This window comes from Flavobacterium sp. UBA7680 (genome assembly GCF_002482975.1).
GTDB lineage: Bacteria > Bacteroidota > Bacteroidia > Flavobacteriales > Flavobacteriaceae > Flavobacterium.
Genome location: NZ_DLHA01000031.1, coordinates 1 through 15,224 on the forward strand (window position 1 = coordinate 1; position 15,224 = coordinate 15,224).

Annotated in this window: 17 protein-coding genes; 1 reads left to right on the plus strand and 16 read right to left on the minus strand. The window is 34.8% G+C overall.

What is annotated here, in order from left to right:
- From B3C18_RS13355 to B3C18_RS13370, 4 genes are all read right to left on the minus strand, one after another.
- Nucleotides 1-759: FeoB small GTPase domain-containing protein (locus B3C18_RS13355; RefSeq protein WP_291147563.1), on the minus strand; the 759-nt coding region annotated here is incomplete at its 3' end.
- Nucleotides 759-998 carry a FeoA family protein gene (locus B3C18_RS13360; RefSeq protein WP_291147565.1) on the minus strand — a complete coding sequence of 80 codons (240 nt, stop codon included), beginning with the start codon at nt 996-998 and terminating at the stop codon, nt 759-761. The genes B3C18_RS13360 and B3C18_RS13355, both read right to left, overlap by 1 nt.
- A gap of 104 nt (nt 999-1,102) precedes the next feature.
- The gene (locus tag B3C18_RS13365) at nt 1,103-1,768 is read right to left on the minus strand and encodes an SCO family protein (protein ID WP_056207346.1); all 666 of its coding nucleotides are present in this window, start codon (nt 1,766-1,768) and stop codon (nt 1,103-1,105) included.
- A 341-nt stretch (nt 1,769-2,109) separates the two neighbouring features.
- Nucleotides 2,110-3,033: a DMT family transporter gene (locus B3C18_RS13370; RefSeq protein ID WP_291147570.1), complete on the minus strand. Its 924-nt coding sequence runs from the start codon at nt 3,031-3,033 to the stop codon at nt 2,110-2,112.
- 202 nt (nt 3,034-3,235) lie between these two features.
- On the opposite strand from B3C18_RS13370, the gene B3C18_RS13375 reads away from it, so the two are divergent.
- The gene (locus B3C18_RS13375) at nt 3,236-5,296 is read left to right on the plus strand and encodes a M13 family metallopeptidase (protein WP_291147572.1); all 2,061 of its coding nucleotides are present in this window, start codon (nt 3,236-3,238) and stop codon (nt 5,294-5,296) included.
- 49 nt (nt 5,297-5,345) lie between these two features.
- Here the strand turns inward: B3C18_RS13375 and B3C18_RS13380 are convergent, their stop codons facing one another.
- The 12 genes from B3C18_RS13380 to hemA form a co-directional block, all read right to left on the minus strand.
- Complete coding sequence (locus B3C18_RS13380; RefSeq protein ID WP_291147573.1) at nt 5,346-5,795, minus strand: GyrI-like domain-containing protein; 450 nt, start codon at nt 5,793-5,795, stop codon at nt 5,346-5,348.
- 71 nt (nt 5,796-5,866) lie between these two features.
- Nucleotides 5,867-6,268 carry a c-type cytochrome gene (locus tag B3C18_RS13385; RefSeq protein WP_291147575.1) on the minus strand — a complete coding sequence of 134 codons (402 nt, stop codon included), beginning with the start codon at nt 6,266-6,268 and terminating at the stop codon, nt 5,867-5,869.
- Nucleotide 6,269: 1 nt separating this feature from the next.
- Nucleotides 6,270-7,262, minus strand: a complete 993-nt coding sequence (hemB, locus tag B3C18_RS13390) for a porphobilinogen synthase (RefSeq protein WP_291147577.1) — start codon at nt 7,260-7,262, stop codon at nt 6,270-6,272.
- Nucleotides 7,263-7,381: 119 nt separating this feature from the next.
- Nucleotides 7,382-8,269 (minus strand): fructose bisphosphate aldolase, encoded by an 888-nt coding sequence (locus B3C18_RS13395; protein ID WP_291147849.1) that lies wholly within the window; start codon nt 8,267-8,269, stop codon nt 7,382-7,384.
- A gap of 32 nt (nt 8,270-8,301) precedes the next feature.
- Nucleotides 8,302-9,228, minus strand: coding sequence for a DUF4421 family protein (locus tag B3C18_RS13400; RefSeq protein ID WP_291147579.1), 927 nt, complete (start codon nt 9,226-9,228; stop codon nt 8,302-8,304).
- A gap of 2 nt (nt 9,229-9,230) precedes the next feature.
- Nucleotides 9,231-10,133 (minus strand): oxygen-dependent coproporphyrinogen oxidase, encoded by a 903-nt coding sequence (hemF, locus tag B3C18_RS13405; RefSeq protein ID WP_291147581.1) that lies wholly within the window; start codon nt 10,131-10,133, stop codon nt 9,231-9,233.
- Nucleotides 10,123-10,674 carry a GNAT family N-acetyltransferase gene (locus tag B3C18_RS13410; protein WP_291147583.1) on the minus strand — a complete coding sequence of 184 codons (552 nt, stop codon included), beginning with the start codon at nt 10,672-10,674 and terminating at the stop codon, nt 10,123-10,125. Before B3C18_RS13410 ends, hemF begins: the two co-directional genes overlap by 11 nt.
- Before the next feature lie 2 nt (nt 10,675-10,676).
- Nucleotides 10,677-11,054 carry a hypothetical protein gene (locus B3C18_RS13415; protein ID WP_291147585.1) on the minus strand — a complete coding sequence of 126 codons (378 nt, stop codon included), beginning with the start codon at nt 11,052-11,054 and terminating at the stop codon, nt 10,677-10,679.
- Between the two features lie 145 nt (nt 11,055-11,199).
- Entirely contained in the window at nt 11,200-12,225 is a 1,026-nt protein-coding gene (gene hemE / locus B3C18_RS13420) for a uroporphyrinogen decarboxylase (protein ID WP_291147587.1), read from the minus strand.
- Nucleotides 12,226-12,275: 50 nt separating this feature from the next.
- Nucleotides 12,276-12,941, minus strand: coding sequence for a uroporphyrinogen-III synthase (locus B3C18_RS13425; RefSeq protein WP_291147589.1), 666 nt, complete (start codon nt 12,939-12,941; stop codon nt 12,276-12,278).
- Nucleotides 12,941-13,867, minus strand: coding sequence for a hydroxymethylbilane synthase (gene hemC / locus B3C18_RS13430; RefSeq protein WP_291147591.1), 927 nt, complete (start codon nt 13,865-13,867; stop codon nt 12,941-12,943). Before hemC ends, B3C18_RS13425 begins: the two co-directional genes overlap by 1 nt.
- Before the next feature lie 106 nt (nt 13,868-13,973).
- Nucleotides 13,974-15,224, minus strand: coding sequence for a glutamyl-tRNA reductase (hemA, locus tag B3C18_RS13435; RefSeq protein WP_291147593.1), 1,251 nt, complete (start codon nt 15,222-15,224; stop codon nt 13,974-13,976).

Sequence of the window (15,224 nt, forward strand, 5' to 3'; positions counted from 1 at the left end):
TTCTTTTAAAACATCATTTATAAACTGATATCTTTTGATGGTTTCCTTTTGCTGCAAGCGCTTTAATTCTGAATGTGATTTGGTAAAAGTATTTCGAATTTCATTTCGGTCTAAATGGGAGAAATTAACATCCTGCGTAATTACCAGCCACAATTTGTACATTAATTGGTTTGGAAATGCATGCTGCAGTTTTTCAAAATATTCAGGATCAATTACGGATGCATTTAAGCAAGGTTCGTGCGGAACGGTTTTATAAGAAACAATTAGTTCTTTTAAGTTTTCAATTCCTAAACCTTTGCGCGAACTTACTAAAGCAATTTTGGTTTTTAGTTTTTCTTCTAAAAGCGGAATATCCAGAGAAATTCCTTTGCTCGCCATACGGTCAGACATATTAATAACTAAGATCGTTGGAATTTCAAGATCTTTTATCTGCGTAAAAATCAGTAAGTTTCTTTTTAGATTTTCAACATCGGTTACCACAACAGCAACGTCTGGATATAATTTGTCGTTTTTGTTTAGTAAAAGTTCAATTACCACGCTTTCGTCCATCGAACTTGCGTTCAGACTATACGTTCCGGGTAAATCCAGAATGTTGGCTTTTACGTTGTTCGGCAATTTGCAGAACCCGATTTTTTTCTCAACCGTGATTCCCGGATAATTTCCAACTTGTTGATTTAAACCTGTAAGCTGATTAAAAACAGAAGTTTTACCTACGTTAGGATTTCCAATAAGGGCAACATTGATATTCTGAACGCTCATTATAAATTGTTTTGTAAAAGTTCAACTTCAATTTCACGAGCAGTTTCAACACGAATAGCAACATGCGAACCGTTAATATCTAAATATAAAGGATCTCCAAAAGGAGCAATTTGAAGTAATTCGACCAAGCTGCCAGGCAAACAACCCATCTCTAATAATTTTAAAGGAATCAAATCGATATCAAAATCTTTGATAATGGCTTTATCGCCTTTTTTCAAGGTATGGATAGTATTTTGCAAAGCTTATTTAGATTGAATTTAGATTGCAAAAATAGGCAATAAATCTTTACCTCATGGTAATAATAAGGTTTGAAAATGCTAAATCTTTCTAAAAATAAGGTATTTTACTCTTTTGATAAGAAATCTATGTCTTCTAATAATCTGGTGATATCTTCCTTTTTTGTTCCGTCATAAAATCCGCGAACGCGTCTTTTTTGATCCACCAAAACAAAATTCTCTGTATGAACCATATCATACAACTGATCTGGGCGTCCTAATTTTACAGCCAGGTAAGATTTTCTGGCCATAGTATAAATCTCTTTTTTATCTCCGGTAACCAAATTCCATTTGCTGTCTACAACTCCATATTTTACCGCATAAGCTTTCAAAACCGAAACACTGTCAACTTCTGGAAAAACAGTATGAGAAAGCAGCATTACTTTTGGATTGTTCAGAACTGCTTTTTGAACATCAGCCAGATTGGTTGACATTTTTGGGCAGATTGATCCGCAGGTTGTAAAGAAGAAATCGGCAACATAAATTTTCCCTTCGTAATTTTTTTGGGTAATGGTATCTCCGTTTTGGTTTATGAACGAAAAATCGGCAATCGTGTGATATTTACTTTTGTACTGAATCGTACTGTCAACCAATTCCGGATTTACATCAGCAGGATTATATATCGGAAGTGTTTTTTGTGGCTTTAAAGCCGAATAAAATAAAGATATAGTGACTACAGAAAATACAATTAATACAATAAAGAATTTGCGGTATTTATAAAGAAGCGATTTCATAAAAATAATTTGGCGCAAAAATACGAAAAGAGCATTTTAAAAGTCACAATTTTAATGCTTTTTAACAGAGAACCTACAATGCAAAAGAGCTTTTTTACGACGGGATTGTGAAATGATACGCGGATGACACGGATTCGCTTTGCGAAAACGCGGATTTATGCTGATTTTTATAGATAGTATGAATCCAAAGGTTTAAACACAATGCTATTATCCTGAGCGAAGTCGAATGACAACAAAGTAAACCGCCAATTTTTTCAAGCTAATAAAAATAAAAAATCCGTGCAAATCCGCGTTTTCGCAAAGCGAATCCGTGTCATCCGCGTACTATCTCTTACAGTATCTTAATTCTTAGGCTTTCGAATAGATTTATTCACCATATACAATCCCGTTAAAGTTACGGCTGAACCAATCGCAATAGCCTGCGTAAGCGTTTCGCCAAAAATAATCGACCCCAAAATCATTGCAACAATTGGATTGATGTAAACATAAATACTGCTGATTTCTGTTGGAAGATGCTGCAGCGTATAAATAAAAGCAATGAAAGTTAAAACCGAACCAATTATTACCAAGTAACCGATTGCCCACCAGGATTCTGAAGGGATTTCGCTCAGCGGAATATTAACTCCGGTCGATTCTGTAATTCCAAAAAGAAATACACTTGAAATCAGCATCTGCAGTCCCAAACTAAAATACGGATTGAAACTAGCCGCTTTTTTCTTGGTTTGTAAAATTCCAAAAGCCCACGTAATCGTTGACGCCGTCATTAAAATAATTCCGAATTGAAAATCAGGTCTTAAAAAATCGGCAATATAATCGATGAAAATAATACAAATTCCCCCAAAGCTGATTAGAATTCCAAACAAAGCCATTTTTGCAATTCGTTCTCCATTAAAAAAATTAATGATAATAATCCAAATTGGGAAAAGTGCACTAATGATCGCGCCCAATCCGCTTGTCATATATTTCACGCCCCAGGTACTCAATCCGTTGCTGCAAACAAAATTCAAAAAACTCAAAACAAGAATCGTACGCCATTGTTTTCCTTTTGGCCAAGGCTCTTTTTTCAGTAAAAAATATCCCACATAAATAAGTCCGCCCAAAAACTGACGAATTGTGGCCAATTGCAATGCTGGCATATGCTTAACACCTTCTTTTGAAGCTAACCACGTTGTTCCCCAAAAAAAGCTTACCCAGCATAAAGCCATAATAGGTAAACCAATAGCTTCAATTTTTCCTGAAACGGCATTCTGGATTTTTGCTCTCATTTTGACTTTAAATCTTTAAGCAAATATTCCAAAAACAATTTCAATAAACAGTGAAAAACAAGGTTTTAATTCATGAAAATAATCGATGGTTTCCATTAAAATGTTATAGAAGAATACTTACACATTATTATTGCATAAATTTTAACATAGAGTTACAAATTTTAACGATATGTTTGTGTATACACTCGAAACACATTTATAAATGAAAAAACAACTTACTAAACCTTTGTTTTGTGCTTTTTCTGCAATGCTTTCTTTTACAGCAATCGAAGCGCAAACCACTGCAGCAAAAGAACCTGGTATCAATGTATCATACATGAATACCAAAATTAGTCCGAGCCAAGATTTTTTCCAATATGTAAACGGAACTTGGTTAAGCCAGACAGAAATTCCAAGCGATCGTACCACTTGGGGAAGTTTTAATGAATTGATTAAAAAAACAGACAAAGATGTAATGTCTATTTTAAAAGATGCATCAAAAAATCCAAAGTATAAATCAGATACGGATCAGGGAAAAGCTGTTAACTTATTCCTGACTGTTTTAGATACTGTTGGAAGAAACAAAGCAGGAATTAATCCTTTGAAACCGTATTTGAAAAAGATTGATGCCATTAAAAATGTGGCAGATCTTCAAAAGTTTTTGGTTGAAATGGAACCTGAAGGAGGTTCTGGATTCTTCGGAATTTATATTGGAGCCGATGAAAAAAACAGTTCTAAAAATTCAGTAAGTCTTGCAGTAAGTCAATTAGGACTTCCTGATAAAGATTATTACACTTCAGAAGATAAAGATTCTAAAGAAAAACGTGCGAAATACGAACTTCACGTAGCAAGAATGCTTCAGTTTATTGGAGAAACTCCAGAGAAAGCAAAACAAAGCGCTAAAGAAATTCTGGCTTTTGAAACTGAATTATCAAAACCAAGATTAGACCGCGTTGAAAGCAGAGACAGCCGTTTGCAATATAACCCAATGACGGTTGCTGAACTTCAAAAATTAACTCCGGCTATAAAATGGGATACTTATTTTGCGGGAATTGGTTTGGCGAAATTAGATACTGTAGTGGTTATTGAGCCAAAATACATGAAAGCTTTACAAACTGTATTTACTGAAAATAAAGTAGCACAATGGAAAGAATATCTGAAATGGGATTTACTAAATTCTTCTTCTACAAAATTATCAACGGATATTGAAACTGCTAATTTTGATTTTTATAGTAAAACGTTAAGAGGAGCTGTAAAACAATTACCGAGAGAAGAAAAAGCTTTGCAAGTTGTAAACCGCGGAATTGGTGAAGCACTTGGTAAATTGTATGTAGAAAAAGTATTTCCTGCTGAAGCAAAAGCCAAAGCCGTCGATATGATTCATAATGTTATTACGGCGTACCAAAACCGTATTAACAATTTAACATGGATGTCTAAAGATACAAAGGCAAAAGCTATTGAAAAACTAAACAAAATAACCATAAAAGTTGGTTATCCTGATAAATGGAAAGATTATTCGGCACTTCAAATTAAAAACATTGCTGAAGGCGGAAGTTATTTTGAGAATTCAAAAAGCTTATCTATTTGGAATTTCAAGAAAGGTATTGCAAAATTGAGCAAACCGGTTGATAAAACAGAGTGGGGAATGTCTCCGCAAACGGTAAATGCATATTACAATCCATCTTATAATGAAATTGTATTCCCAGCTGCGATCTTACAGCCGCCATTTTACAATTACCAAGCTGACGAAGCTGTAAATTATGGTGGAATTGGAGCGGTTATTGGTCACGAAATTTCACACGGGTTTGATGATTCTGGTGCACGTTACAATGCTGAAGGAAATCTTGTTGACTGGTGGACACCTCAGGATTTAGAGCAATTTACAAAATTAGGTTCTGAATTGGCAGATCAATACAGTGCTTTAGAGCCGTTACCGGGAATTCATGTGGATGGTAAATTTACTTTAGGTGAAAATATTGGTGACTTAGGCGGAATCAATGCAGCTTATGATGGTTTGCAATTGTATTTGAAAGCGCACGGAAATCCGGGATTAATTGACGGATTTACTCCAGAGCAGCGTTTCTTTATTTCTTGGGCAACCGTTTGGAGAACTAAGTCTAGAGACGAAGCGATTAAAAACCAAGTAAAAACAGATCCGCATTCGCCGGGAATGTACAGAGCTTATGTTCCAATTCAAAATGTTGATGCTTTTTATGAAGCTTTCGGTATTAAAAATGGAGATAAAATGTTTGTAAGTCCAGAGAAACGAGTAAAAATCTGGTAATCTCATAAATAGAAAACGGCGCTGATTCAGCGCCGTTTTTTTATTTCTATTATTGAATAGCAATGAAAATATCTACTTCTGCATTTTCACTATCTAGGGTTTTTTCTCCATAAACTTCAAAATCAGAAGTAAAGATTCTGTTTAAACCCGAATCCCAGATTTTCAGCCATTCATCATAAACAACACCATTTGCCAGATTTCCTTTGGCAGTAAATTTTTCATAATGGCGACCTTCAATTGTTTTTCCAGTCAAGCCTTCCGGAACCGAATCTAAACTTTCTACTGCAAAACCTAAAACGGTTGTATAAGGTTTTGTATGATCCTTTTCGTAATCTGTGTAAACACAGATAATATCGTTACTTAACTTATTCGCAATTTTTTCAGTAATTCCTTCTGAGAAAAATTGGTTCCAAAGCGCAGGAATATCCTGTCCCGACTGCCCATTTTCATTAGTGGTTCTAACTGAAATTCCAATAATGTTAAACTTTTGAATATCCATTTTACTTAAATTTTGATTTGAACTTCAAATCTATAATCAAGTAGTGACAACAGTATGTCAACAGTAAAACATTAATTGCTTAAATGACTGTAAATGTAAGTTTCAATTGCTTTTAATTCTTCGTCAGACATTGCTTTGGTTACTCCAAAATTAGTCTGCATTACCGAAAACTGACTCGGATCAACAATTGGATCTGCATTTCCTTTTAAGAAAGTAGGGATATCACCTTTTTTGTCTTTATAGATTTTGGCAATTTCCTTAATGCTTGGTCCAATAACTTTTTGATCCGGCTGATGACATGAAGTACAGTTTCCTCTTCCTTCAAAAATTTCTTTTCCTAAAGCTTCGGGTGTTTTGGCTTTCGCGGATTCTCCTTCAGAATAGGCTTCTGTAGTTTGGTCTGTACTTTCTGAAACTTCTTTTTTACACGATGCAAATGCTAAAACGGCAGATAAGAATAATACTTTTTTCATTTTATTTATTTAAAAGTATTGAAGCTTCTTTTGCAAAATAAGTTGAGATAATACTCGCACCCGCACGCTTAATGCAATAAAGTTGCTCTATCATGATTTTATCGTGGTCTAACCATCCTCTTTCGGCTGCGGCCTTTACCATAGCGTACTCACCAGATACTTGATAAACTGCAACCGGTACATGAACGGCATTTTTTACCTCACGAACAATGTCTAAATACGCAATTCCCGGTTTTACCATAACGATATCCGCACCTTCTTCAACATCTAATAAAGCTTCACGAATTCCTTCAATTCGGTTAGCATAATCCATTTGATACGTCTTTTTATCTTTTGGGATATTTTGTGAATCAACCGGAGCAGAATCTAAAGCATCACGAAATGGTCCGTAAAATGCCGAAGCATATTTAGCGCTATAACTCATGATTCCAACATTGTGATGTCCGTTTTGTTCCAATGCTTTTCTTATCGCCAAAACGCGTCCATCCATCATGTCGCTTGGCGCAACGAAATCTGCACCAGCATCTGCATGGCTTAAACTCATACGAGTTAAAGCATCAACAGTTGCATCATTAATTAATTGACCGTTTTCGATAATTCCGTCGTGTCCGTAAATAGAATACGGATCTAAAGCCACATCTGGCATTACAATCATTTCCGGAACAGCATCTTTTATCGCACGGATAGTTTGCTGCATTAAACCGTCTTTACTCCAGGCTTCTGTACCTTTATTGTCTTTTAAGTTATCGCTTACTTTTACGTAGATGTTTACCGCTTTAATTCCTAAATCCCAGGCTTCTTTTACTTCTTTAATCGTATTGTCTAATGAATGACGATAAATTCCAGGCATTGACGGAATAGCAGATTTGATGTCTTTTCCTTCGGCAACAAACATTGGAAGCATAAAATCTTGTGGACTTAAGCTAGTTTCACGAACTAAGGAACGAATTGATTCGTTTGTTCTTAAACGACGGTTTCTTTGTAATGGGAACATTGTTTTTGAATTTTAGATTTTAGAATGCAGATTTTAGATTTTTCTGCAATCTTATTTTTTGATTTTTATTAATTGATTGTCAATACTTTTGACTTTACGACTTTAAACTTTCGACTTACTTATGTTATTGAAGCTTCATAAATTCCTTTAATGGTCTTCTCTAATTTGGTATTAAAAACATCATCAGATTGATTGGCAAAAAGTCCTTCAGACAATGCGCGTGAGAAACTTGCAATTAATCCGTGGTTTTGCGAAAGCTTTTCATTGGCTTCTTCCTGACCATATCCGCCGGACAAAGCCACAACTCGCACAACATGCGGATCAGATATTAGTTCCTTGTAAAAGTCATTTACAGTTGGAATAGATAATTTCAGCATCACTTTTACATTTTGATCTAATGCGTTAAGTTGTTTTTGAATTTCTTCTTTAAGAATCTGTTCTGACTTTTGTTTGTCTGCGCTGTAAATATCAACTTCAGGTTCTATAATTGGGATAAGTCCTTTTGCAAAGATTTGTTTCCCTACTTCAAATTGCTGTTCCACGATTTCACGAATTCCAACGGCGTTTGCTTCTTTAATAACAGAACGCATTTTAGTTCCAAAAACACTTCGTTCTACAGCTCGATCCAACAATTCATCCAGATTTGAAATTGGTTTCATTAATTGAACTCCATTTGCAAGATCAGCAAGTCCTTTGTCGACTTTTAGAAATGGAACTATGTTTTTCTTCTCCCACAAATAATCGGCAGTCCATATTCCGTCGATTTTGCGATCCATCGTATTTTCAAACAAAATGGCACCCAGAATATATTGGCTGTCAAAAGCCGGACTTTTAATAATCCTGGTTCTCATTTCATGTACAAGAGTGTACATTTCTTCATCATTTGTGTAACTGCTTTCTTCAACACCATATTGCGATAATGCCTTTGGTGTGCTGCCGCCGCTTTGATCTAATGCTGCAATAAATCCTTTTCCGGAATTCATGCGGTTTAATTGTTCTACGTTCACCTTTTCCATAATTTCTTATTTTAGATTAAACATTACAAACCTATTTTATCATTTACTTTATCATAAACCTTTTTCACTTCTTTTGGAGGATCAAATCGATAACCCAGAGAAAGTTTTAAAGTGGCAATATTATCGTTAAGCCGCGGATCGACTTTATCATCCTGAGAAAAACTAACCGAATTAAGACTTGCATAACCAAAGAAACGGTCATTATTATAAGCCAGTTTTAAATTTAAATCTGCCTGATATAAAGCTGAGGTATCTCCGTCAATATCATTAATTCCGGCACCCAGAGCAACTCCTGCACCAATCAAAATGCGATCACTAATTACAAAATTATAGAAGTAAGAAGGTGCCAGTGTAAATACATAAATGTCGCCCGGCGTTGTGTCGGGAGCATTTAAATCTATATTGGTGTAATAAAAGGAGAAAGTCGGGATAAAACTTCCGGAACTTTTAGTCTGCCATTCGTTTTGGCTTATCAATGTTTTAAAAGAGAACTTATCATTAAAAACATAAGATGTCGTTCCGCCAATTTTCGTAGTACGCATTCTTGGTAGTTGTGCCGTTAAATTATCATCACTAACATAAAATCCTTTTTGATTGATGAAAGTGAACGACTGCATCCATTTTTTATAGTAAAAACGTGTATTAAAATTAAAATGCTTGGAATGAGAATCGCCTTTATTTCCTTCTAGAAATTTGGGCGCAAAACCAACCGAAATATCAATGATCTTATAATTTAAACTTAAACCAATCTGTTCTCTTCGATTCGGAATAAGATTAAAAAATGTTTTGGGTTCCTGAGCATCCGAAGCAATTTGAAAACTATTAGAAGTATCTAAATAATATATACTGGCGGTAATTTTATCATTATATGATTTAAAATACGGATTTTGCAGCGAATCCTTTTGGGCAAAACACCCAAAAACGCTGACAAAAAACGTTATATAAATCATTTTTAGATCCATTCTCGCTGATTTTCTAAAACATTTACCAGTTTCTCTTCTTCGCTTCCGGCTTCTGCATGATGATCATAAACCCATTGTACATGTGGAGGAAGACTCATCAGAATACTTTCAATTCGTCCGTTTGTTTTTAAACCAAACAAAGTTCCTTTATCATGAACTAAATTGAACTCCACATAACGGCCTCGGCGTATTTCCTGCCAGGTTTTGTTTTCTGGAGTATATGCTAAATTCTTTCTTCTTTCCACAATTGGCACATAAGCTTCAAGGAAACTATTTCCGACTTCGGTTACAAAATTGTACCAGTTTTCCATCGACATTTGTTCATTTGCTTTGCAATAATCAAAGAATAAACCGCCAATTCCGCGGGCTTCATTTCGGTGTGCATTCCAGAAATACGAATCGCATTGTTTTTTATATTTCGGATAAAACTCTGGATTGTGTTTGTCGCAAGCCGTTTTACAAGTTTGATGAAAGTGTTTTGCATCTTCTTCAAACAAATAATAAGGCGTTAAATCCTGTCCGCCGCCAAACCATTGTTCAATTACATTTCCAGACTCATCATACATTTCAAAATAACGCCAATTAGCATGTACCGTTGGCGTCATCGGGTTTTGGGGATGAATAACCAAACTCAATCCGCAGGCAAAAAAATCGGCTTCGCCTACGCCAAACATCTTTTGCATGGTTTCAGGAAGTTTTCCGTGAACGGCTGAAATGTTTACACCGCCTTTTTCAAAAACAGCACCGTTTTCAATAACACGCGTTCTTCCGCCTCCGCCTTCAGGACGTGTCCAAAGATCTTCACGGAATTTTGCAGTTCCGTCAACAGCTTCTAATCCGGCACAGATTTGATCTTGTAATTGTTGTATGTATGCGTAAAATTTATCTTTCATGTTGATTGTATTCTGCTTTAAGTAATCCGAAATAAACAGAATTTTGCAATTCGCCATTACCGTTTCTAAATTCGTCCCTTAAAATTCCTTCTTGTTTAAAATTATGTTTTAATGCAATTTGTTGACTTGCTAAATTTACTTCTGAAGTACAAATGAAGACTTTATTCATTTCCAATTTATTAAAACAAAAGTCTAATGCATCAGAAACCATTTTGGATGTAATTCCTTTTCCTTGAAAATCTTCATCAATAAAATAACCTAATTCACATTTTGAAATGCGATAATCAATACTTTTTACACATAAATAACCAATCAGATTATTAGTTTTTATATCTCGCGCGTAGAAATAGTATCCCTCATTATTTTTCTCTTTATCCAAGCTGACAGATATAAAATCCTGTGTTTTTTCAAGAGAATCAGAATTAATTAGAGTTACAGGAAAAGTTTGTCCAATGTGATTTTTATTCTTGTCAATTAGTTTATAGAACTCTTCAGGAAGAATGTTTTCAATTCGGTCTGTTTTCCAATCTGTAAAACTCATCTTTATTTGTTTTTTAGAGAAGCAATTTTAGCATTTATTCCAAAAGAAAAAACCTTGCTTTCCTGCTGAATATATTGATAAAGAGCCAAAGCTTTATCTTTAAAATTATAGTTTTCTTCTTTTGAGAATTCTATTAAAATATCACCAAATTGTTCTAATTGTTCCCAGTCAAAATGAAGACGGGTTAATAAGGTAATTAATTCTTCATTGGAGTAATCGATTAATGTTTGAATATTTAGTCCAAACTCTTTTAATTGATTTTCGATATCTGATTTTTGTAAATGACTCAAAGGATAAGGTACAAAAATGAGGGTTCGTAACGTCTTGAGGACGTTATCAATTCTGATTTTTTCTTCGTCTCTTAAACCTTTGTTTAACATGTTTGTGTTTTCTAAATCTGAATGATTTGATATTATTTGAAAACCCCGGATTGAAATCCGGGGCTACAATATGAATCGTTCCTTCGGAACTTTATATAGTTTTATCTAGTATAGAAACTGAATACTAAAAATTGTATACTGAACACTATTGCCCATATTCTTTAACCGCGTCAATAAACGCTTTTGCGTGATCTACAGGTATGTTTGGTAAAATTCCGTGACCTAAATTTACGATATATTTATCTTTTCCGAACTCATCGATCATTTCATGAACCATTTTTTTAATTGTCGGAATTGGAGATAGCAATCTTGACGGATCAAAATTTCCTTGTAAAGTGATGTTTCCACCAGACAAATAACGAGCATTTCTAGCCAAACAAGTCCAGTCTACACCAAGAGCAGAAGCACGGCTTTTTCCCATTTCACCAAGAGCGAACCAGCATCCTTTTCCGAAAACAATAACTGGGGCAACATCTGCCAAAGCTTCAACAATTTGGTTGATATATTTCCATGAAAATTCCTGATAATCAACAGGAGAAAGCATTCCTCCCCAAGAATCAAAAATTTGAACGGCATTAACTCCCGCTTTTACTTTTTCTTTTAAGTATAAAATCGTGGTGTCTGTAATTTTTTGTAACAAAGTATGTGCTGCGGCCGGATTTGAAAAGCAGAATCCTTTTGCCATATCAAAACTTTTAGAACCTCTTCCTTCAACAGCATAACATAAAATTGTCCAAGGCGAACCAGCGAAACCAATTAATGGCACTTCGTCATTTAGCATTTCTTTAGTCAATTTAATGGCATCCATTACATAACCAAGACTTTCCTGAATATCCGGAACGTAAACTCTGTGAACATCTGCCATAGAACGAATCGGATTTGGAACAAACGGACCAATATTTTCTTTCATTAAAACTTCGATTCCCATTGCCTGTGGCACAACTAAAATATCCGAGAATAAAATAGCTGCATCGGGAGCAATTCTGCGAATTGGCTGAACCGTGATTTCGGCAGCTAATTCCGGAGTCTGACAACGTGTGAAGAAATCGTATTTATCACGCAATTCGATAAATTCCGGTAAATATCTTCCAGCTTGACGCATCATCCATACTGGCGGACGTTGAACAGTTTCTCCTTTTAATGCTTTTAAAAATAGGTCGTTTTTTAACATGTTTTTTATTTTAGGTTCAAAGTCACAAAGTGACAAAGTTGCAAAGGTTTTTATTTATATTCTTGTAAAACATCTTCTAAAACGTCTTCAACTGTTGGCTGATCTGCAATAATGATGTTTTTTGTAATTTTATGTAAAGCTTCTGCGGTGGTTTCTCCGATACAGAAACAAGTTTCTTTTTTAATTGAATTATCCTTTAAATAACTCTCAACACCAGACGGACTAAAAAATAAGATAGCGTCAACTGGAGATTTTATTTTTTGAGGCTGTAATGAAGTTTCGTAAACCTGAATTTCGTTCAGTTTTATTCCGGCTTCTTTTAAAGCGCTTGGCAAAGTATCTCTTCTCAGGTTTCCGCTGAAAAAAGTATAGCTTTCATTACGATAAATCAAAGTGATAATTTCTGCTAAATCTGAAGCATAACCCGTATAAGCCACAACATTAAATCCGTTTTCAGATAAAAGGATTTTTGTTTTTAAGCCAACGCAATAAACGTTTTTACTTTTAAGTTCTTCTGATTTTGGGTTTGATAAAACGCTGTGAACAGCATTCTGGCTTGTAAATATTAAACTTTCGTTGAGGTTTTTAAGTTCGAAAGGTTTGTTTTCGGTTTTAATGAAATCGGCTTCGATTACTTCGATGCCGGCTTTTGTCAACTCTTGTTTTTGAAGAGGAGATAATATTTTCGTAGATAATATCTGAGTTGATTTTGCCATTATTTTTTCAGGGATTCTTTAATCTTCTGCATTAATTCTGTTCCGCCATTATTTAAAATCTCCTGCGCCGAATGAAAACCTAATTTTTTCCATTCTGAAATACCAACCGTTTTATTGATTTCCAATTTTTGTTTTCCATCAATAGAAAGTAAAACGCCTTGAAAATGCAGTGTGTCTTCGTCTTCATTATACGTTACCAAAGCTCCAATTGGTGCTGTACAACCGCCTTCCAGCGTTCTTAAAAACTGACGTTCGATATATGTACAAATTTCAGTTTCGATATCATTTAACTGTGAAAGTGCATCCAATGTATAATTGTCGTTTTCCATTGCTACAACAAGCATTGCTCCTTGTGCCGGCGCGGGAATCATCCAGTCTAAATTGATGTAGTTTTCAGGTTTTAAGTTAATTCGCTCTAAACCTGCAGCAGCAAAAACAGCTCCGTCCCAATCATTGTCTTTTAGTTTTTGCATGCGCGTATTTACGTTTCCGCGTAAATCAACTACCGTATGATTTGGGTATTTGTTAAACCATTGTGCTTGGCGACGTAAACTTCCAGTTGCAATTGTACTTGGTTTATTATCAAAATCAGGATTTCCTTTATGAACTAAAATATCCAGAACATTGGCTCTTGGTAAAACCGCAGCCTGAACAATTCCTTTTGGTAAAGCTGTTGGAACATCTTTCATGGAATGCACCGCAATATCAATATCACCATTGATCATGGCAATGTCAAGCGTTTTAGTGAAAATTCCGGTAATACCGAGTTCATAAAGCGGTTTATCCAAAATAATATCACCTTGAGATTTAACAGCAACAATCGAAGTTTTATAACCTAAATCATTTAGTTTTTTCTCGACAGTATGTGCCTGCCAAAGTGCTAATTCGCTGTCACGAGTTCCAATTCTGATTGTTTTTTCAGCCATGTTTTGTTTTTTGAACCATATAAGTTATATAAGTAAATTTAAGCAGTTTGTGTAAAACAGCAGTTTATTAAATGAACTTATATAACTTATATGGTTTAAAATTTATTTAAGATGCTTTTATTTTGAAGACTTTTTCGATCCATTCGATGCTTTCATCAACCATGGTGTCGTCGTCTTTTAAATGATTTGCGAAATGAGTAGTGATTTTTTGGATGATTCTATTGCTGATGATTTCTGCTTGCGCTTCATTAAAATCAGCGATCTTTTTGCTTTGGAAATCTAACTCCGAAACTTTAATCGCGTTTAGTTTTTCTTTTAAAGCATTAATTGTTGGCGCAAATTTTCGGCCTTTCATCCAGATAACGAATTCCTCTTTGATTTCTTCAATAATTGCTTCTGCTGCCGGAATATGTAATTTTCTGTTTTCCAAAGTTTCATCTGTCAATTGAGACAAATAATCCATGTGAATTAAAGTTACGCCTTCTAATTCCTCTACATTTTCGTGAACGTTTTTCGGAATAGACAAATCCAGAATCAACAAAGGCTTTTTAAGATTTAAAATTGCTTTGTCAACCGTTGGGTTTTGCGCACCGGTTGCTACAACCACAACATCGGCATTTTGAAGTTCTAAGTGTAATTCAGAATAATCTTTAACAATCAGATTTAATTTTCCAGCCAGTTTCTCAGCTTTATCTTTAGTTCTGTTGATTAAAGTAATGTGTTCGTTTTTAGTATGTTTTACTAAATTCTCACAAGTATTTCTTCCAATTTTTCCAGTTCCAAAAAGTAAAATGTTTTTGTTACTGATGTCTTCAACATTTTTAAGAATATATTGTACCGATGCAAAAGAAACCGAAGTAGCCCCAGAGCTGATCTCCGTTTCGTTTTTAATTCTTTTGCTTGCCTGAATTACCGCATTTACCAATCTTTCCATAAAAGTATTGGCCAATCCCATTGATTTTGAATGAGCAAAACTGGTTTTAATTTGTGATATAATTTCAAAATCGCCCAGGATCTGACTGTCTAAACCAGTTCCTACGCGAAATAAATGATTAATTGCTTCTTGATTTTTATAAACGAAACCTACTCTTTGAAAAGCATCAACAGAACCATTGCTGTTGTCGCAGATAAGTTTGATTAATTGAAATGGATGTTCTGCAAAACCGTAGATCTCGGTTCTGTTGCAGGTTGAAGTAACTAGTAAACTTTCTATTCCATCATTTTTAGCTTGTTCCAATAAACGAGTCTTCGCAACGGCATCCAAACTAAATTGACCTCTGACCTCTGCATCAGCTTTTTTATAACTCAGACCAACTGAATAAAAATAAAGGTGTTTCGGTACATTATTGTTTTCCAT

What these genes read in the sequence shown, in the direction of transcription:
- B3C18_RS13365 (WP_056207346.1), bottom strand. Translation starts at nt 1,768, where the DNA reads ATGAAATCGCTTCTTTATAAATACCGCAAATTCTTTATTGTATTAATT.
- hemC (WP_291147591.1), bottom strand. Translation starts at nt 13,867, where the DNA reads ATGGCTGAAAAAACAATCAGAATTGGAACTCGTGACAGCGAATTAGCA.
- hemE (WP_291147587.1), bottom strand. Translation starts at nt 12,225, where the DNA reads ATGTTAAAAAACGACCTATTTTTAAAAGCATTAAAAGGAGAAACTGTT.
- B3C18_RS13375 (WP_291147572.1), top strand. Translation starts at nt 3,236, where the DNA reads ATGAAAAAACAACTTACTAAACCTTTGTTTTGTGCTTTTTCTGCAATG.
- B3C18_RS13415 (WP_291147585.1), bottom strand. Translation starts at nt 11,054, where the DNA reads ATGTTAAACAAAGGTTTAAGAGACGAAGAAAAAATCAGAATTGATAAC.
- B3C18_RS13380 (WP_291147573.1), bottom strand. Translation starts at nt 5,795, where the DNA reads ATGGATATTCAAAAGTTTAACATTATTGGAATTTCAGTTAGAACCACT.
- B3C18_RS13400 (WP_291147579.1), bottom strand. Translation starts at nt 9,228, where the DNA reads ATGATTTATATAACGTTTTTTGTCAGCGTTTTTGGGTGTTTTGCCCAA.
- B3C18_RS13410 (WP_291147583.1), bottom strand. Translation starts at nt 10,674, where the DNA reads ATGAGTTTTACAGATTGGAAAACAGACCGAATTGAAAACATTCTTCCT.
- hemB (WP_291147577.1), bottom strand. Translation starts at nt 7,262, where the DNA reads ATGTTCCCATTACAAAGAAACCGTCGTTTAAGAACAAACGAATCAATT.
- hemA (WP_291147593.1), bottom strand. Translation starts at nt 15,224, where the DNA reads ATGGAAAACAATAATGTACCGAAACACCTTTATTTTTATTCAGTTGGT.
- B3C18_RS13370 (WP_291147570.1), bottom strand. Translation starts at nt 3,033, where the DNA reads ATGAGAGCAAAAATCCAGAATGCCGTTTCAGGAAAAATTGAAGCTATT.
- B3C18_RS13385 (WP_291147575.1), bottom strand. Translation starts at nt 6,268, where the DNA reads ATGAAAAAAGTATTATTCTTATCTGCCGTTTTAGCATTTGCATCGTGT.
- B3C18_RS13425 (WP_291147589.1), bottom strand. Translation starts at nt 12,941, where the DNA reads ATGGCAAAATCAACTCAGATATTATCTACGAAAATATTATCTCCTCTT.
- hemF (WP_291147581.1), bottom strand. Translation starts at nt 10,133, where the DNA reads ATGAAAGATAAATTTTACGCATACATACAACAATTACAAGATCAAATC.